At 54.1% G+C, this 18479-nt stretch carries 17 protein-coding genes; 10 read left to right on the plus strand and 7 right to left on the minus strand.

What is annotated here, in order from left to right:
- Nucleotides 1–37: 37 nt before the first annotated feature.
- Nucleotides 38–472 (minus strand): hypothetical protein, encoded by a 435-nt coding sequence (locus HHI26_RS25410; RefSeq protein ID WP_241008197.1) that lies wholly within the window; start codon nt 470–472, stop codon nt 38–40.
- 325 nt (nt 473–797) lie between these two features.
- Here HHI26_RS25410 and HHI26_RS02015 point away from each other — a divergent pair, with 325 nt between their 5' ends.
- Nucleotides 798–1043, plus strand: a complete 246-nt coding sequence (locus tag HHI26_RS02015; protein ID WP_171148502.1) for a hypothetical protein — start codon at nt 798–800, stop codon at nt 1041–1043.
- Between the two features lie 188 nt (nt 1044–1231).
- Here HHI26_RS02015 and HHI26_RS02020 read toward each other — a convergent pair whose 3' ends face one another.
- The 4 genes from HHI26_RS02020 to HHI26_RS02035 all read right to left on the minus strand — a co-directional run bounded on the left by HHI26_RS02020 (nt 1232) and on the right by HHI26_RS02035 (nt 5507).
- On the minus strand, nt 1232–1519 hold the full coding sequence (locus tag HHI26_RS02020; RefSeq protein ID WP_133846592.1) for a hypothetical protein: 288 nt from the start codon (nt 1517–1519) through the stop codon (nt 1232–1234).
- 134 nt (nt 1520–1653) lie between these two features.
- A complete protein-coding gene (gene iolE, locus HHI26_RS02025; protein ID WP_205945397.1) occupies nt 1654–2565 on the minus strand; it encodes a myo-inosose-2 dehydratase in 912 nt (303 codons plus the stop codon).
- Nucleotides 2566–2591: 26 nt separating this feature from the next.
- Nucleotides 2592–4436 carry a 3D-(3,5/4)-trihydroxycyclohexane-1,2-dione acylhydrolase (decyclizing) gene (gene iolD / locus HHI26_RS02030; protein WP_171148504.1) on the minus strand — a complete coding sequence of 615 codons (1845 nt, stop codon included), beginning with the start codon at nt 4434–4436 and terminating at the stop codon, nt 2592–2594.
- Nucleotides 4437–4586: 150 nt separating this feature from the next.
- Nucleotides 4587–5507 carry a MurR/RpiR family transcriptional regulator gene (locus HHI26_RS02035; protein WP_159336668.1) on the minus strand — a complete coding sequence of 307 codons (921 nt, stop codon included), beginning with the start codon at nt 5505–5507 and terminating at the stop codon, nt 4587–4589.
- A 317-nt stretch (nt 5508–5824) separates the two neighbouring features.
- Between HHI26_RS02035 and HHI26_RS02040 the strand changes: the two genes are divergently transcribed.
- From HHI26_RS02040 to HHI26_RS02065, 6 genes are all read left to right on the plus strand, one after another.
- Complete coding sequence (locus HHI26_RS02040; protein WP_171148505.1) at nt 5825–7258, plus strand: NAD-dependent succinate-semialdehyde dehydrogenase; 1434 nt, start codon at nt 5825–5827, stop codon at nt 7256–7258.
- A gap of 10 nt (nt 7259–7268) precedes the next feature.
- Nucleotides 7269–8084 carry an aldolase/citrate lyase family protein gene (locus HHI26_RS02045; protein WP_159336670.1) on the plus strand — a complete coding sequence of 272 codons (816 nt, stop codon included), beginning with the start codon at nt 7269–7271 and terminating at the stop codon, nt 8082–8084.
- Between the two features lies 1 nt (nt 8085).
- A complete protein-coding gene (locus HHI26_RS02050) occupies nt 8086–9066 on the plus strand; it encodes a hydroxyacid dehydrogenase (protein WP_171148506.1) in 981 nt (326 codons plus the stop codon).
- Between the two features lie 48 nt (nt 9067–9114).
- Nucleotides 9115–10110: an inositol 2-dehydrogenase gene (gene iolG / locus HHI26_RS02055; RefSeq protein ID WP_133846586.1), complete on the plus strand. Its 996-nt coding sequence runs from the start codon at nt 9115–9117 to the stop codon at nt 10108–10110.
- A 23-nt stretch (nt 10111–10133) separates the two neighbouring features.
- Entirely contained in the window at nt 10134–11252 is a 1119-nt protein-coding gene (locus HHI26_RS02060; RefSeq protein ID WP_171148507.1) for a Gfo/Idh/MocA family oxidoreductase, read from the plus strand.
- A 148-nt stretch (nt 11253–11400) separates the two neighbouring features.
- Complete coding sequence (locus tag HHI26_RS02065; RefSeq protein WP_133846584.1) at nt 11401–12327, plus strand: sugar ABC transporter substrate-binding protein; 927 nt, start codon at nt 11401–11403, stop codon at nt 12325–12327.
- A 49-nt stretch (nt 12328–12376) separates the two neighbouring features.
- On the opposite strand, the gene fhuE is transcribed toward HHI26_RS02065, so the two are convergent.
- Nucleotides 12377–14563 (minus strand): ferric-rhodotorulic acid/ferric-coprogen receptor FhuE, encoded by a 2187-nt coding sequence (fhuE, locus tag HHI26_RS02070; protein ID WP_159336674.1) that lies wholly within the window; start codon nt 14561–14563, stop codon nt 12377–12379.
- Nucleotides 14564–14906: 343 nt separating this feature from the next.
- Between fhuE and HHI26_RS02075 the strand changes: the two genes are divergently transcribed.
- Together HHI26_RS02075 and HHI26_RS02080 are read left to right on the plus strand one after the other, a co-directional pair.
- Nucleotides 14907–15683, plus strand: coding sequence for an MBL fold metallo-hydrolase (locus tag HHI26_RS02075; RefSeq protein ID WP_133846582.1), 777 nt, complete (start codon nt 14907–14909; stop codon nt 15681–15683).
- Nucleotides 15684–15711: 28 nt separating this feature from the next.
- On the plus strand, nt 15712–16665 hold the full coding sequence (locus HHI26_RS02080; RefSeq protein ID WP_171148508.1) for a helix-turn-helix domain-containing protein: 954 nt from the start codon (nt 15712–15714) through the stop codon (nt 16663–16665).
- A 116-nt stretch (nt 16666–16781) separates the two neighbouring features.
- Here the strand turns inward: HHI26_RS02080 and HHI26_RS02085 are convergent, their stop codons facing one another.
- Complete coding sequence (locus tag HHI26_RS02085; protein WP_133846580.1) at nt 16782–17300, minus strand: Lrp/AsnC family transcriptional regulator; 519 nt, start codon at nt 17298–17300, stop codon at nt 16782–16784.
- A gap of 137 nt (nt 17301–17437) precedes the next feature.
- On the opposite strand from HHI26_RS02085, the gene HHI26_RS02090 reads away from it, so the two are divergent.
- Nucleotides 17438–18364 (plus strand): EamA family transporter, encoded by a 927-nt coding sequence (locus tag HHI26_RS02090; protein WP_197931279.1) that lies wholly within the window; start codon nt 17438–17440, stop codon nt 18362–18364.
- Nucleotides 18365–18479: the final 115 nt, after the last annotated feature.

Raw genomic sequence — 18479 nt, forward strand, 5'->3', positions numbered from 1 at the left:
TAAGGCGCGGGTTGGGAAACGGGAATAGCGACCGCAGTTATGAACTTATCAAATATTTAATTATAGAGATAAATCTGTCTTCTCCGCGTAAACCCATTGACTTTATTAATGCCCTGTCTATTTTATCACTCACAAGGAAGTAGAGCATTTCCATGTTGTTTATATATAAAGCATTATACAGGGAAGGTGATAATTCTCTTAATCTTCTCGCGCTCTGTGCGGCCATCTGAACTTTTCCATAAAAAGAAGCCGCGGTAACTATGACAAGTGAGTATTTTTTTATTTTAATGCTAATGTCATATTTAAACCCTGCGGAGTTAATGATTAGCATTGACAGACTGCTGGCCATTGCTGTCTTGGTTAGTTTTCCGCTGGAATACCATGCGAGCGCTTTTGTTAGTTTTATATCAAGTAATTTTACCTTGTCACTCCCTATGTTTTTAAGTTCTTCGCCGATATACATTTCCATCATATCTGCAATAATATCTTTTCTTTTGTATATTTCAAAAGCTGACTTGATAAGCCTGGCATCTTATTTTTTTAGTTCAGAGCATACATTGGCATATTTATCGAAAAGGCATGAGCTATACCATGAAGCCCTTTCTACTCCACGTTTAACATCCTCTAAGGTCACATGACTACTGCGATTTACTCCCTTAACTGCTTTCTCAAGCGCTAATGCAGCATCTCTTTCTGATGTGCTCCGGGATTGTAATGTTGATGATATACTCATTGCTGGTTTTCCTTTACCATGATAAAAATGCTTTAACACTAACTGTATCACGAGGGATTTTTTTTTGAGAAAATGGATTTTGAAGGTTATATTATTTTTCGTTATTTTTGCTATTGTTTCTATAGTTGCATTTGAATTATCATTTAGGTTTTCGACTGCCGATTTTTTTATTCACCTATTAGATGAAGTGGGGTTTTTAGGGTTTAAAACATCTTTTGATTCGTTGGTTATTCTTCTGGTTGTTTTTTCATTTTTTATTTCCATTTTTATTTTTTCTATTTTAACGGCCCGCAAAAAAGGAAATAAATAAAAATGAAAATATTGTTATATTTCTTAAAGGATACGGCATCTGATTTTATCGTGAATATGGTGGTTATTTTCTTGTTTGTTTTTTATTATTTTGTTGTGCCGGATTATTGGTTTTTAAGTAGTCTTTTAACCATCGTTGCAGTCGGTACTGTCAGGATTTTTTTCTCTAAAAAAAACTGATCAACCGCGTCAGCCAATCTCTTCCAGTATAACCACGCAGTTCTCATGCAATGTTCTGACCCGGCGTTCAAGGGTCTTGAGTGAATGCGTTTCGACCTCGTCGAACATGATGATGATTTCGTTTTTACGGTGCGCCCGACAGTGGCGTGCGCGGCCTGCTTTTGCCAGCCAGCGGTTGATCATCGCTTTTTTCTCCTCCTCCTGGCGGGAAAGCGAGCTGCCGATGGCAGCATGAATTACCATCAGCAGTTCCTGATAAAACTCGGTGATATCTTTCATTTTATCAACATTCATCATAACGAAACGTCAGGCTCCATTAACGGCAGCCAGCGCGGAGCTGGCTGCAACTGAAGGTTACAGCGGATTGGCCGGGGCAGGCGTGTTGTCGTAGCCGCTCGTGATTACGGCAATATGCCCATTAAGCGAATGAGTCATACGTTTTCTCCTGCATGCAGGTGATAACCGGCAGCGTTAAGTGATTTCTTCAGGCTGTTAAAGCCGATGATGGCGTACTCCAGCGGCGGGGCAAGGGCGGGGTCCTGCTCGGCTTCGACCACGAACCATCCCTGATAGCCGATGCGTGCCAGCTCGGCAATCAGCGCGTCAAAATTAATGCAGCCGTCGCCGGGAACGGTGTAAACCCCTTTCAGCACCGCATCCAGGAAGGAGTCACGGTTCCAGTCCAGCGAGGCGCGAACATCGGCGCGAATATCTTTGGTGTGCACATGGTTAATGCGCTGGCCGTGTTTTTTCAGGATGCTGAGCGGGTCAACCCCAGCAAACACCAGATGCCCGGAGTCAAACAGCAGCCCGACCTCCGGCCCGGTGGCGGCCATCAGCAAATCAATATCGCGCTCATCTTCAATCGCGGTACCCATATGGTGATGGAAGGCCAGCGGAACGCCGAAATCTTCACAGTAGCGGGCAAACAGGGTCAGTCGCGCACCATATTCCTTGATCTCGTCATCGCTCAGCCTGCGGCGTTGACTCAGCGGGATATGCTGCTGGTTCTGAATGGTGCCAGCGGTTTCACCGTACACCAGGCAGGCGGCACCGCAGGTTTTAAACAGCTCAAGTTGCGGGGTGACCTTCTGAATCTCGCTGGCGAGGTCGTTATCCAGCAGGGTGCCGGAATACCAGCCCGACACCAGTTGCAGCTGGTGTTCCGCCAGCTGTGGCAGCAGTTCAGCGCTGGTGCGCGGGAATTTTCCGCCGGTTTCCACGCCGGAGAATCCGGCCTGGTGGCTCTCCGCAAGGCAGACGGAGAGCGGGGTGTCTCCGCCTAACTGCGGCAGATCGTCGTTGGACCAGGCAATCGGGGCAATACCAAGTTGAGCGTGCAGCTTCATGTTGTCGCTTCCTGAATCAGTTAAATACCAATACGCTGTTTTTTACGTCCGGCTTCGTGTTCACGGCGCGCTTCGTTAACGCTTTCCCGTGCGCTGACTTCGGGCACGCCGACATCCCACCAGGCATCGCCCGGCGTCCACTGGTGCGGATGCGTGTCAATGCAGATCACCGTGGTGCGGTCATTGGATTTCGCCCAGTCCACGGCATCGGAGAGTTCGTCCAGGCTGCTGACTTTACGCGCCAGTGCGCCCATTGCCTGCGCATGAGCAACGAAATCAACGTGGAAGGGTTCGGTCACCCGGCAGTCTTTCAGCAGGTTATTAAAGGAGGCGCCGCCTTTGGCATTTTGCAGGCGGTTGATCACCGCATAGCCGCCGTTATCGCAGACCAGCAGGATCATTTTGTGGCCGGAGAGCACGCTGGAATAGACGTCGGAATTCATCATCATGTAGGTGCCGTCACCGATCAGCACAAACACATCACGTGGCTGCTCCATCATGGCGACGCCCCAACCTGCGGAGATCTCGTAACCCATACAGGAGAAACCAAACTCACAGTCAAAGGTACCGGGATTTTTCACTTTCCAGCCTTTCACCAACTCACCCGGCAGGCCACCCGCCGCACTGATCACGTAATCTTCTGCGGCCGCACGCTCATTCACCACGCCCACTACCTGCGCATAGCTCGGGACGCCTTCCTTCACCGTGCGCTGCTGGCGTTCGGCAATCAGCTGATTCCAGGCTGCAAAGGCAGTCTGACCGCTTTCCAGCCAGCCCGCGTCGGCGCGGTAGTTGCCCAGTGCGGCATGCAGTTCGCGCAGACCTTCACGCGCATCCGCCACCAGCGGCAGAGAAAGGTGCTTATTGGCATCGAAGCGGGCGGCATTCAGCGCGATAAAGCGAGCATCATCGGCAAATACCGTCCAGGAACCGGTCACGAAGTCCATCAGGCGAGTACCGATGGCAATCACCACGTCAGCTTTTGCCGCCAGCGCGTTGGCCGAGGTGGAGCCAAGAATCCCCACCGGGCCGATATTCAGCGGGTGATCATGACTGAAGGTGCCTTTTCCGGCGATGGTTTCCACTACCGGGATCCCCCGCGCCAGTGCGAAGGCTTCCAGTTCGGCTTCCGCACGGGAATAGCGCACACCGCCGCCGGAGATAATCAGCGGGCGTTTTGCCTGCGAGAGCAGCTCTACGGCCTGTTGCAGCCGCTGCTGATCCGGGCGTGGACGCGGGATCACATGCACCCGGCGGGCGAAGAACGCGTCAGGATAATCATACGCTATCTCCTGCACGTCCTGGCACAGGCCGATAAATGCCGGGCCGCAGTCGCCGGGGTCGAGCATGGTGGCGACCGCCTGCGGCAGGGAGGAGAGGATCTGTTCAGGCCAGGTGATGCGATCCCAGTAGCGGGTCACCGCTTTAAACGCATCATTGACGGTCTGCGTCGGGTCGTTGAAGTGTTCAATCTGCTGCATCACCGGGTCGGGATGACGACGGGCGAAAGCATCACCGCAGATCATCAAAAACGGCAGGCGACTGACGTGCGCCACTCCGGCGGCGGTCAGCAGGTTGGTTGTGCCGGGGCCAATTGAGGCGGTCACCACCATGATCTGCTGGCGCAGACGGGCTTTGGCAAACCCCGCAGCGGCAAAGGCCATGGATTGTTCATTCTGGCCGCGCCACGTCGGCAGCACATCCTGCACGCTTTCCAGCGCTTCACCCAGACAGGTGACGTTGCCGTGGCCAAAGATGCCGAATACCCCGGGAAACAGCGGGACTTCCTCGCCATCAACTTCAATAAACTGGTTGCTGAGGTAACGAACCACAGCCTGCGCGGTGGTACAACGCGTCGTCGACATAATTTCTACCTGCTGTAGGGCCTGGAAAACAGGCTGGTTTTGGAATTTACGTTGCTATAATTATATTTAAGCAATTTTTTTTGCAAAAAAAGATCGTGCTGATCCCGGCCGGAAGGAGCACGAAGGCCGCCTTCCGCAGAGAGGGTCAGTTTATTTCAACGCCGACCGCTGAGTACGTTCGGTTAGTGTTTCAATACGGGGTTGCTCTTCTTCCGGGTGCAGGGCGGCGGCCAGCGCCAGCGCGATGCATTGCACCAGGCACACCGGGGCGGCCAGCGAGCGCGAGAAGCTGTATTCCTCTTCAGGAATGGTAAACAGCACGTTCGCATTTCGTGCCAGCGGTGACAGCACGCTGTCGGTGATGGCGATGGTCGGCACGTCTTTCTGCTCGGCGATCTCGCTGATCTTCACCACTTCCTGGGCGTAATGACGGAAGGAGACGGCCACCAGCACATCGCGATGCGTCATGTTCATCGCCATATGCGGCGCCAGCCCACCCGGCGTATCCAGCAGGATCACCTTACGGTTCAGCATGGTCAGGAGATAACGCAGCAGGATCGCCACCGGTTCGGAGCGCAGCTGCCCGGCAATAAAGATGGTTTCTGCCCGACTGAGCAGCTGTGCACTGCGGTCCAGATCGCTGGCGGCAATCCCTTCCAGCATCCCCTGTAATGTGGCGATATCGCGCACCACCAGGTTCTGCAAGAAGCCAAGGCTGCCTTGCTGATCGTTCTTTTGCAGGTCGTTTTCCAGCGCGACGATACGCTCGTTGTAGCCAGGTGCGGTGGTTGCCAGCCGCGTCTGGAACACCGACTGCATCTGTTTGAACCCGCTGTAACCAAACTGCTGAGCAAAACGCACCAGCGTGGAAGGGTGCAGTTCGCACTTTGCCGCGATGGCGTTGATGGACTCCAGCGCCACGGCGTTAGGGTTTTGGGTAATAAAGCGGGCAACCTGCTGAAAACGATCGGACAGCTGCGGGTAGCGCTCAGTAATGTCATTCACCACCTGCTCGTAATTACGATGAGGAGGAGGAGAATCCTTGCGGGAGGTTTCTTTGCGACTCGCCATAACGTCATGCCCTTACATTCACATCTGCTTATCCTGCCATCAGGCTAACGCAACTAAAATTGCAATTCAATTTCCGTTGCAATGCCAATAGCGAAAAGCGTGATCTGTTTCAGATAATCAACATTTGGATTTTTCATTCCATCGGCTCTTTTAGGGTGAGTAAAACGTTTTATATCCAAATTAAGTTGTTATTTTTCAATGAAATAAAAACCAATCCACCGATGCGCGGCAACAGGAATTGTGCAGAATAAAGTCTTTGCAATTTTTATTGCGAGGTTGTAGTAATTGCAACACCTTCAGCAAACAGGAAGCGCAAGATGTACGAAAACTATGGGCAGTTTATTAATGGCGTCTGGCGTCAGGGCCAGGGAGCTGAAACCATCGTGGTGACCGATCCCGGCCGTAATGAAAAGCTCGGGGAGATCCGGGGGGCTTCACAACAGGACACACTGGATGCCATCGCCAGTGCTCAGGCTGCACTGCCGCTGTGGCAACAACTTTCCGCCTGGGACCGTGCCAGCGCACTGCACCGGGTGGCAACTGAGATGGAACAGGTGCGTGAACAGGCCGCGCTGATTATCTCTCTGGAAAGCGGTAAGCCGCTGGCGCAGGCCAGCCGTGAATGGACGTTGGCGATTGATCAGTTCACCTGGTACGCCGAGGAGGCGCGCCGCGTGTATGGTCGCATAGTGGAAAGTCGTGTGTCGGGTGGGCGCTGTGAAGTGTCCCATCAGGGCGTTGGCGTGGTGGCGGCCTTTACCGCGTGGAACTTCCCGGTGGTACTGATTGCGCGCAAGGTTGCGCCTGCACTTGCGGCGGGTTGCAGCGTGGTGCTGCGCCCCTCCAGCGAAGTGCCGGGCTGTGCCAGCCTGATCATGACCTGCCTGCAAAAGGCGGCGATGCCGGCAGGCGTGGTGAATATGGTGGTGGGTGTCACCGCCAATACTTACCAGCCACTGATTGATTCCCCGGTTGTGCGCAAAGTGACGCTGACCGGATCGACCGCTATTGGTCAGCAGATGATCCGCGACTCTGCGGCCACCATTAAGCGCCTGAGCATGGAGCTGGGCGGCAACGCGCCGATGATCGTCTTTGACGATGCTGATATCGAAAAAGCACTGGATATGGCGGTGCCGACCAAGTTTGCCAACTGTGGCCAGGTCTGCGTAACGCCGGATCGTTTCTATGTCCATCACTCGGTAGCGGAGGCCTTTATTGAGGGCTTTGCCAGGCGTGCCGTCGCGATCAAGGTTGGCTACGGTCAGGATCAGGGCAGTGAGATGGGGCCGCTGATTAACCAGCGCCGCCTGAACGCGATTGAAAAAATCGTTGAGGATGCGCGGCAGAAGGGGGCTCGCGTGGTCACGGGCGGCCACCGTTTAACGGATGCTCCGGGATTCTATTTTGCCCCAACGGTGCTGGCCGATGTGTCGGACGATGCGCTGGCGCTGGCAGAAGAGAACTTTGGCCCGATTGCCGCCATCACCACTTTCAGCGATGAAGCCGAGGTGCTGGAGCGGGTGAATCGCAGCGATTATGCGCTCTCCGCTTATGCCTTTACCCGCGATGCGGCACGCATTCGCCGCGTGTCTGAGCAGTTACAGGCGGGCATGGTCGGCATTAACAGCTTTGCACTGGCCTCCGCCGATGTGCCCTTCGGTGGCATCAAAGCCAGCGGAATGGGCAGTGAAGGGGGCAGCGAAGGGATTTACGAATATATGACTGTCAAACTGACGCAGGTGGTCCTGTAAGGAAACCGCAATGATTGCCAACAACGTAAAACGCTTATGGTCAGAGGGGCACACGGTGCTCAACGGCTGGCTGTCGGTCGCCAGTCCGTTTACCGCTGAAATCATGGCGGCGCAGGGTTATGACTCTGTGACGATTGATATCCAGCACGGGCTGGTGGGCTATGAAACCGCCACCACTATGTTGCAGGCGATGCGCGCCAGCGGCGTTACGCCGATGGTCCGCGTTCCCTGGCTGTCGCCCGGTGACATTATGAAAGCGCTGGATGCCGGGGCTTACGGCATTATTTGCCCGATGATCAATAACGCGGAGGAGGCGCGGCAGCTGGTCTCCTGCGTGCGTTACCCACCGCTGGGTGCGCGCAGCTTTGGCCCAACGCGTGTGACCTTTTCCGCCGGGCAGGACTACGGCCAGCATGCGGATAACGAAGTGCTGTGCTTTGCGATGATCGAAACGGCTGACGCAGTGAAAAACATCGAGGCGATCGTGAATACGCCGGGGCTGGATGGCATCTATATTGGCCCTGCTGATTTAACCCTGGGGCTGACCGGTCGCAAGTACCGCACCGGGTTTGATCGCGAAGAAGAGGAGATCGTCAGCACCCTGAAACAGATCCTCGACTGCGCGCACCGCGCCGGGATTCGGGCCGGGTTGCACAACGGCAGCCCGGAATATGCTGCACGGGCGGCGCAGTGGGGATTTGACCTCGTCACGGTATCGAATGATGTGCAACTGCTGCGTTCAGCGGCTACCGCCAGTGTCGGGCAGTTTCGCCAGCTAACAGGGGCGGCAAGCGCCACAATGGACCAGCCTGAAGGAGGATATTGAGATGCCCCATGTCCTGATTGCCGGAAAGATCCACGAAGCAGGACTCACCATCCTGAAAAATACCCCCGGGTTTACCTGGGATCTGGTGGAGGAAGTGAGCACGGCCAGCTACGCACCGTTTATCGCCCAAGCCGATGCGCTGCTGTTACGCACCCAGCCGCTGACCGCCAAAGAAATTGCACAGGGCGTCAACTTGCAGGTGGTGTCACGTCACGGTGTGGGTTATGACGCGGTCGATGTGACCGCACTGAACCAGCGCGGTATTCCGTTGACTATCGTGGGCGATGTTAACTCGCTGTCGGTGGCGGAACACACCCTGGCTCTGCTGCTGGCGGTGGCGAAACAGGTGCGCGTGTATGATGCTGGCATCCGCAGTGGGAACTGGAACTGCCGCAACAGCTTCTCTGCCATTGAGTTATCCGGCCGCACGCTGCTGGTATTGGGCTTTGGTCGTATTGGTCGCGAAGTGGCGCGGCTGGCGGGCTGTTTTAATATGCACGTGGTGGCATGGGACCCGTTTGTTGCCGCAGAAACCTTTAGTGCGCTCAATGTTCAGCGCGCGGAAGAGCTGACCGACGGTTTGAAAATGGCCGATGCCCTGACGGTACATCTGCCTTTGAGCGACAGTAAGCCGCTGCTGGGACGCACCGAGCTGGCACTGCTGAAACCGAATGCCATTGTGATCAACACGGCACGCGGCGGAATTATCGATGAACGAGCGCTGGTTGAGGCGTTAAAAAATGAAACGCTGGCGGGGGCAGGGCTGGATGTATTTAGTCAGGAACCCCCCGCGCCGGATTCTCCCCTGCTGCTGGGAAGCGATCGTCTGATCCTCAGCCCTCATTCGGCGGGATTAACGCAGGAAGCGGCCATGCGCATGTCGGTATCGGCGGTGAATAATATTATTCATTACTTTAATGGCACGCTGGAAGAAAATCTGATTGTGAATCACCGAAAAATTAATAAAGCAGATGCGATTTAACCGTAAATAATAAAGAGAATAAACAACGTTACCCTACAGGAATATCACATGCTAAAAATAGCCGTATTAGGTGCGGGCCGCATTGGGAAAATCCATGCCGCCAATATTGCTGCTAACCCGCAGGCAACGCTGATTGCGATTGCCGATCCTTATTTAGACAATGCTGTTCAACTGGCGAAATTAACAGGCGCGCGCGCGGTGAAAGATCCGTTGGCGTTAATTAATGATAACGATATCGATGCGGTGGTTATTGCAACACCGACTGATACGCACGTTGATTTAATGCTGGCAGCCGCACGCAATGGCAAGGCCGTGTTATGTGAAAAACCAGTGGATCTGGACCTCTCCCGCGCACAGCGCGCCTGCGATGAACTTGCCCAGCTTAAAGTGCCTGTAATGGTGGCATTTAACCGCCGTTTCGATGCCAGTGCACAGCAAATCCGTCAGGCAATTGCCCGTGGCGAAGTGGGTGAGTTGCAGCAGGTGATCATTACCAGCCGCGATCCTGGTTTTGCTCCTGTCGACTATCTGCGCCACTCCGGCGGTATTTTCCGTGACATGGTGATCCACGATTTTGATATGGCACGCTGGCTGCTCGGAGAAGAGCCTGTGAGTGTCTATGCCACAGGCAGCCGTCTGCTGAATCCGGCGCTGGCGGAGTTTAATGATTTCGACACCTGCATGGTGCAGATGACTACCGCCTCAGGCAAGCAGTGCCATATCAACTGTAGCCGCCAGGCGGTGTACGGCCACGATCAGCGGCTGGAGGTGTACGGTTCAGCCGGTATGTTGCTGAACGACAATATGCGTGCCACCAGCGTACGGCGTTATACGGGCGAGGTGACCGAAGCCCGGGTGCCGCTGGTGAATTTCTTCCTTGAACGTTACGCAGATGCCTACCGCCATGAAATGGACACCTTTATTCAGGTAGTGCAGGGCAATCAGGCGATCCCGGTGACGCCGTATGACGGTGTGCGGGCGCTGAAACTTGCCGAGTGTGCGCAGCGTTCTGCTGAAACCGGGCTGCCGGTCAGCGTTGATTAATGTTCCCTCAGGAGAATGAACCGATGAAAAAAATTGGCATTGGCATTATTGGTACCGGGTTTATGGGGTTGTCACACGCGCTGGCCTACCGCGCCGCCGCCGCGATTTTACCGGATGAAGTGACGCCAGAACTGATTGCGGTGGCCGATATTGATAAGGAAGCGGCTGAAAATGCCGCCAGACGGTTTGGTTTCCGACGTGCGACAGATGACTGGCAGTCGCTGATTAACGACCCGGATATTGACGTGATATCGATTACCACGCCAAACCGTTTCCATCTGGAGCAGGCGCTGGCCGCGATAAAAGCGGGTAAACATGTGCATTGTGAAAAGCCTATCGCCCCAAACAGCGACGATGCGCGCATCATGACGCAGGCAGCCGAAGCGCAGGGGGTGGTGACGCAGGTCGGTTTTAACTATTTGAAAAACCCAATGATTAAGCTGGCGCGCACCATGATTGATAGTGGTGAACTGGGGGATATCGTCAGCTTCCGGGGGCTCCATGCGGAAGACTTTATGGCGTCACCGTTAACGCCGTGGTCATGGCGTCTTGATCCGGCAGGCGGTGCCGGTGCAGTGGCTGACCTCGGCAGCCATATTGTGGCGATGGCGCGCTATCTGCTTGGCCCGGTGGTGGCTGTGCAAGCTGACCTGGAAACGGTGATTAAACAGCGGCCGATTCTGAATGGTGCACAAGGGCTGCGGCAGGTGGAAGTAGACGATATTGCACGGCTCACCGTGGAATTCGCTCGTGGATGTAAAGGCAGCATTGAAGCCAGCTGGGTCGCCACCGGACGCAATATGCAGCTGGGATTTGAGATTTATGGCACCCGAGGGGCGCTGCATTTTACCCAAGAACGCTTCAATGAGCTGCATTTTTACAGCACCAACAGCGAAGGTAAACATCGTGGCTTCCAGAAAATTGAGGCCGGGCCTCAACATGCTCCTTATGGTGCGTTTTGCCCCGCACCGGGTCATCAGTTGGGCTTTAACGATCTCAAGACCATCGAAATCGCAGAGTTTTTGCGTGCAGTCGCGGGGCAAGCCGTCAGTGGCCCGGATTTCCGCGATGCCTGGGAAATTCAGAAGATCATTGATACCGCGGTGCGATCTTCCCGCGAACAGCGCTGGATTACGCTGTAACGTAATGTGCAATCGGCATGAATAATAAATTCCCCAGCCTGTATTTCGATAATGATGAGCCGTATACCGATGGCAGGGATGACCCGTAAATAAGCCAATTTACTTTGGCTTATTATAAAATCCTGACCCTACAAGTATGGAAAATAATATGAAAAAAGCACTCATTGCCTTTATCGCATTGTTAACTGTTGTCCCTCCCGCTTTTTCCGAAACACGCGTTGGCGTAAGCATGGCGCAAATGGATGATGTTTTTCTCTCACGCCTGCGTGGTTATATCAGCGAGCGGGCGAAAACACATCCCGAACTCAGTGTGCAGTATGAAGATGCTCAGGGTGCGGTAGATAAACAGCTTACCCAGGTGCAGAGTTTTATTAACCAGAAGGTTAGCGTGATTATCGTGAACCCGGTGGATACCCAGGGCACAAAAAACATCTCTGAAGCGGCGCGCGCGGCAAAAATCCCACTCATTTATCTGAACCGTAAACCGGGTGATTCGACACTGGGCAACGGGATCAGCTATACCGGTAGTGATGAAATTGAGGCAGGACGCCTGCAAATGCAGTATCTGGCGGAAAAGGTGAAGGATAAAAAGGAGGTGAATGTTGCCATTATGAAAGGACTGCTCAGTAATGATGCCACGCGTTTTCGCACACAGGGCGCCAAAGAGGTGATTGCTCAGCATCCGAACATGCATGTGGTGGTGGAAGATACCGCCAAATGGATGCGCGAGGATGGCATGAATCTGATGAACAACTGGATACTCTCCGGACGTAAAATCGATATCCTTTCTTCTAATGCAGATGAAATGGCGATTGGCGCCGCGATGGCGCTGAAAAGCAATGGCATCAAAATCGGTAAGGACATTCTGGTGGGGGGAACCGATGGCGGCCCTAACGGTTTGCAGTCGATTAAAAGCGGGCTGCTTTCAGTAACGGTTTTCCAGGATGCTAAAGCCCAGGCGTATCAGGCGGTAGATATGGCGGCCAGTGTTGCCAGGGGAGAGAAGGTGCAGGATGAAGTGATGATCCCGTTCCGGCTGGTTACACCGGAGAATTACCAGACATTTATGCAGTAATCGCCTTGTCTGTATGATCAGCCCCGGCATCGTGCCGGGGCTTTTTTTATCAGAAGGCGTACGACAGGTTGACCGAGTAGCTACGCGGTTCGCCGTAAACCACATAATCGCTGCCCCATGAGTAATAAGAGCGGTCAAAGAGGTTATCGACGTTGGCCTGTACCGCCAATTGTTTGGTGAACTGGTAGCGGGCAAACAGGTTGGCCAGTGGATAGCTGCCCTGGTAGACGCGCTGCACTTCACCATCCGGGCCGGTGGCGTCCTGGAAGGTGCGGTTCTGCCAGTTAAGCCCGCCGCCGATGGTCAGGTCCTGCAACATCGGTAAACGGTAGCGGGAGAAGAGTTTAAATGAGGTCTGCGGCATATTGCTGTTAAAGCGGCCGGAGGTATCTCGCGCCACATAGCGCGTTGCCCCGAAGGTCATTTGCAGGTTGTCGGTGACGGCACCGTTCAGCTCAAACTCCGCGCCTTTACTGACCGCGCCTTTAGCCGCAACATACGCCTGCTCGCTGGAGCCATTCACAAACGTGCCGCTGAGTTCCTGACCCACGTTCTCCTGCTCAATACGGAATACCGCAAAGGTGGCGGTCAGACGCCCATCAAACCAGTCAGACTTCAGGCCGGTTTCATAGTTTTTCCCGGTCACTGGCGACAGATAAGCACCATCAGTACTGCGGTAGGTCTGTGGCTGGAAGATCGAGGTGTAGCTGGCGTAAGCCGACCAGGTGTCATCGATGTCATACACCAGGCCACCGTATGGCGTGATGTTATTTTTGTTCATGTTGCCACTGCTGCCAACGGTGCTCCACTGGGTGTAACGTGCGCCGAGGATCAGCGACAGTGGGTCGGCCAGCGAGAAGCGCGCGGCGGTGTAGGCCGATTTCTGGCGGATCACGTCATCGGCATTCAGATACCAGTCACCCCATTCGGGCTCCTGAACGTTGCCGTTCCAGTTATTATCAAAACTGCCCATCTGCGCATAATCCAGCGCACCGTCCACGCTGTAGGTCTGGTTATGCTGGCGGCTGTAGCTGACGCCTGCCATCAACTCATGGTTACGCCCCAGCAGTTCAAACGGACCGCTGGCATAGGTATCAATGGATTCCTGCGTGCGCTTACCGCGATCCAGACTGCCATAGCCGCTGACCCCGGTCCCGGTCACTGCATCGGGGAACTCCATCACATACAGCAGCTTGTCAGCAAAAGTCTGCTCAGCGTGCGTGGCATTGACGCGGAAGGTCCAGCCATTATCAAAGTCATGTTTGACGTTGGCAAAAACCTTACGCGAGTCGAGGCTGTAACGCGTCCAGTCGGCTGACGGATTGAGGTTGCGGCTGTAATGGGTGCGCGAACCGTTGCTGTACCAGGTCGGCAATCCACCCCAGGTCGGGTTGCCGGTGTTGCTCTCCTGATAGTCGTAGCCGAGCGACACCGTGGTGTTGTCGGTCACATCGGCATCCAGCACGCCGTAGAGGAACTTTTTGCTTTTATGGTAGCGATCCAGCCAGCCGTCCTGATCCTGATAACCGGCGATAACGCGGCCACGCACGGTGCCTTCTTCATTCAGCGGGGCAGAGAGGTCGGCCACGTAACGCTGGGTGTTCCAGCGGCCATAGCTGGCGCTCAGATTGCCGGTCACGGTCTTGCTGTCGGCATGTTTGCGTACCATATTGACCGACGCCGACGGGCTGCCCGCACCGCTCATCAGCCCGGTTGCACCGCGCACGACTTCGATGCGGTCATAGATGGCGGTGTCTTCTCCGGCATCGCCGTAGTTCCAGTTATCTGCCGCTGACGTAGGGATATCATCGAAGGTGTAATTGGTGATCTGGAAACCGCGAGAGAAGTAGGAGGAGCGTTCGCTATCGACCAGCTGGGTGGCGATCCCGGTGGTGTTATCCAGCACCTCGCCCACGGTTTGCAGATTCTGATCCAGCATCCGCTGCTCGGTGACGACGCTTAATGACTGCGGGACATCGCGCGGGGTCATCAGCATTTTGGTGCCGGCGCGGGTGGTTTTGACCGTGTAATCCTGCTTCTCGCTGGCGGCGGTGTCATCTGCCGTGGCATCCACCACCATTTCCTGCGGGGAGGCGGCTTCCTGCGCCATGGCCGGGTTAACCAGCGCATGGATCATCAGCGCCAGCAGTGAAACGGACAACGTCGTTTTTTGGCCCGGCACGCGCAGAGGCGAGCCCTTTCCCCTGGTGTGGGATGAGAAGGTGCGGGAAGACATGGTTTTTCCTTGTGCGAAATAGGGAATAACAAAAAGCGTGGCCATTTTTTTATCGGTCAGTCACGGGCCAGATGGCCCCGAGACAGGGTGGCGTAGCTAAAGTTCAATACTAATGATTATGATAATCATTTTCTTTTATAGAATCATTGTTATTTTTTTGACACCACCTGAAACACGGTGTGTGTTTGTCGTTAGATCAGTGGTTTGACAGTGGTGTTGACCCGATCCCATCGCAATATGGCCTGAAGGGGGATCGCTGACTGTCCTGATATCATCGATAATTTTTTTCGGGCCAGGTTAAGCACCGACACTGCCAACAGGCATAACATTAAGGTAAATAACGATGAAAATTACTCAGGTACGCAATGCGACTCAACGGATTGTTTATGCAGGAAAGACGTTTCTAATCGATCCCATGCTATCCAAAAAAGAGGCATGGCCGGGGTTTCCAGGTACTGTCCGCTCAGAAATCCGTAATCCGATGGTTGAGCTGCCCTTCGATGTGCCAGTATTGCTGGACGTTGACGCCATCATTGTCACGCATACGCATCAGGATCATTGGGACGAAGCGGCCGTGGCGCTCATTCCAAAAGAGAAGCTGATTTTTGTGCAAAATGACAGTGATGAACAGCTTCTGCGATCGCAAGGGTTCAGTAACCTGGTGGTGCTGGCTGAAACCAGTCAGTTTGGCGACATATCGCTCATCAAGACCCGCTGCCAGCATGGGTCTGATGAAGCTTATGCCAACCCTCAATTAGCAGAGCGGCTGGGAGAGTCCAGTGGGATTGTGTTTCAGCACCCGGATGAGAAATCACTTTATCTGGTGGGTGACTCCATCTGGATCGATGCCGTTGAGGATAATATGCGTAAATATCTGCCCGGCGTGGTGATAATGAACACGGGCTGGGCGCATGTTCTGGGATATGGTTCGATTATCTTCGGTAAAGAAGATGTCCTGAAAGCCCATCTTGTGCTGCCAGAAGCCCAGATTGTTGCTACCCATATGGAAGCCATCAATCATTGCCTGGTGACTCGCCAGGCGTTGCTGGAGTATGCACGGATTAATCATCTGGAGGATTTTGTCAGCGCACCTGCAGACGGAGAGTCAGTCACGTTCTAATATCCTCAAATCAGTCCGGGAGTGTTGTATGTCTGTGGCATCGGTTGCGATTGTTGTTACTGAAGGGTTCAGCACCTTTCACGTGTCAGTTCCACTGATTCTGTTTGGGGATGCCACGACAGATGACACGCTGTTTACACGCCTTATCTGTGCCGAGACGCCGGGACTCATCTGGTCAAAAGAAGCAACCGCAATCCAGGCGGACCACGGGTTTGATGCGCTGGCGCAGGTGGATATTGTTATCGTGCCTTTCTGGAACCAGGTTGAGCAACGCCCGCCGCAGCCGTTGCTTGATGCCCTGGTCAAGGCGAGAGCAGGGGGCAGCCAGATTGTGGGATTATGTCTGGGGACGTTTGTACTGGCTTATGCCGGGCTGCTTGATGGGCGCCAGGCCGCGACACACTGGGAATATGAAGCGATTTTCCGCACATTATTCCCGAACGTTCATTTGAATGTGAATGCGCTTTATGTGGAAGACGACGGCCTGATCACTTCTGCAGGGACCGCTGCCGCGTTGGACTGTTGCCTGCACGTTATTCGGCAGCGTTTGGGAAGCCAGATCGCGAATCAGATCGCAAGGAGAATGGTGACGCCTCCGCATCGTGACGGTGGCCAGGCTCAGTTCATTGAACAGTCAATCCCGCACAATACGACAGATAACAGAATGAATATGCTACTCGACTATATGCAAAGGAACCTTCAGTTACCCCACGATCTTGATTCTTTGGCTAACAGGGCGTCAATGAGCCGCAGGACGTTAACCCGGCATTTTAATAAAGCCACCGGTATGTCCGTGGTCGAATGGCTAACCGTGGCGCGACTCTATCGTAGCCAGGAACTCCTTGAAACGCTGGCGATGCCTGTAGAACAGGTGGCCGGGCAGGTAGGATTTCAGTCCGCTGTGACCTTTCGACAATTGTTTCGCGAAAAATTCGGCGTCAGCCCGAGTGAGTGGCGTAAAACATTTCGTCTCACGGAATAAAACAGGACGTTAAAAGGGGCGATTTTCCGCCCATTTTAACGTCAGTACGAAGAAAATTCGACTTTCTTGGTACTGGGGAACCTCTGACTTATGCGCGACCAGGTTATCAAGCCCCCTTAACGAGAAGACGCCGCCGATCGCCCTGGTGACGTTCTGAGATGCTGCGTTGGCAGGGCGGTGGTGTATTTCACCTGGCTTAAGGCGAAGCTGGAACGAATACTGGATACGCTCTCTATCTGCGTCAGGCAATCCATCATCAGCAACTGATATTTTTGCAGATTTTCCACCACCACCCGCAGCAGAAAATCCGACTCCCCGGTCATCAGATAGCACTCCATGACCTCCGGGCGTTCGCTGATGGCATCGGTGAAATGCCGCAGTGACACTTTATCCTGCTGCTTCAGCGAGACATGCACAAAGACGTTCACCGCCAGGCCAAGGCTCAGCGGATCGGCCAGCATCACCGCGCCTCTTAATACGCCTTTTTCCTTCATTTCCGTGACTCTGCGCCAGCAGGGGGAGGTGGACAGGCCCACGCGTTCCGCCAGCTCAGCGTTGCTGATATCCGCATTTTGCTGCAACAGATCCAGTATGCGCAGACTGGTTTCATCCAGTTCAATCGTGTCTTGGGGCATATTTTACCTGCAAATTGTGTTTTTGACGGAAACCGTTTCTTTTTTCAGCGTTATGGCGGGTAATTAGAACAGCTTTTCCTGTAACGGGAAAATAAAATCATCACATCGATGCACAGTGAGTGATGATGATGAGTAACGTGAAAACAGCCGTACAGAATGCCGGGCAGCATTCAATGAAAACCACGGTTTTGTGGCTGCTGGTGATGGTGGTTTTATGGGGGCTTAGCTGGCCTGCCACCAAGATGGCGCTTAACGATGTGCCGCCGTTATGGCTTGCGGCGATCCGTTTCGGCAGCGCCGGAGCCTGTCTGTTTCTGTTTGTCGCGGTTAAAAAAGAGCTGAAACTGCCGGCCAAAAGCGATATGCCCGTGATCCTTAGCATCGGCATTTTCCAGATGGTGGTCTTCACCGGATTAGGGATGATCGCCATGCAATACACTGATACCAGCCATGCAGTACTGCTGGCGTATACCACGCCGCTGTGGGGGATCCTCTCTTCCTGGCTGCTGTTGCGCCATACGCCATCTTTCATTCAGATCATTGCGCTGTTAACCGGGCTGGTGGGTATCGGGCTGATCTGCTCTCCGCTGGAAATGAACTGGTCCGCACCTGGCGCCGTGATGGGCTGTGCGTTTCTGATTACCGGTGCCATCTCGTGGTCACTGGTGATTATCCATGTGAAGCACCATAAGTGGACGGCAACGCCGCTATCACTGGCCCCCTGGCAAATGCTGATTGCCACCATTCCACTGATTTTCTTTGCCCGTTTACTTGATGGCCCCGTTGAGGCGATCCATTTCAGCTCCGGCCTTCTCTGGCTGCTGTTCTTTATTGGCCCGGTTGCCACCTCAGTCTGCTTTGTCATCTCGTCTGAACACGGGCGGCGCATCAGCGTGTTTGCCATGTCCAGCTTTACGCTGGGCGTACCATTGATTGGCGCGCTGGCATCGGTGGTCTTTCTGGGTACCTCGCTATCAGGGCTGTTTATGACAGGTCTGGCTCTGGTGTTCGCCGGGGTGAGTATGACCGCCTTTTCCGCCGGGAAAACCCGACCGCACTCCTGAATGCGATCGCACCAGAACTTCTGATATTCCAGGCAAAACCATGACTGACGTTGCCACAGATAACTGATAGGGTCCCCATTTCGTTATGGGGCCTGTCAGGTTATGCGCGCAGCAC

It is taken from the genome of Erwinia sp. JH02 (genome assembly GCF_013074405.1).
GTDB classification, from domain to species: domain Bacteria; phylum Pseudomonadota; class Gammaproteobacteria; order Enterobacterales; family Enterobacteriaceae; genus Erwinia; species Erwinia rhapontici.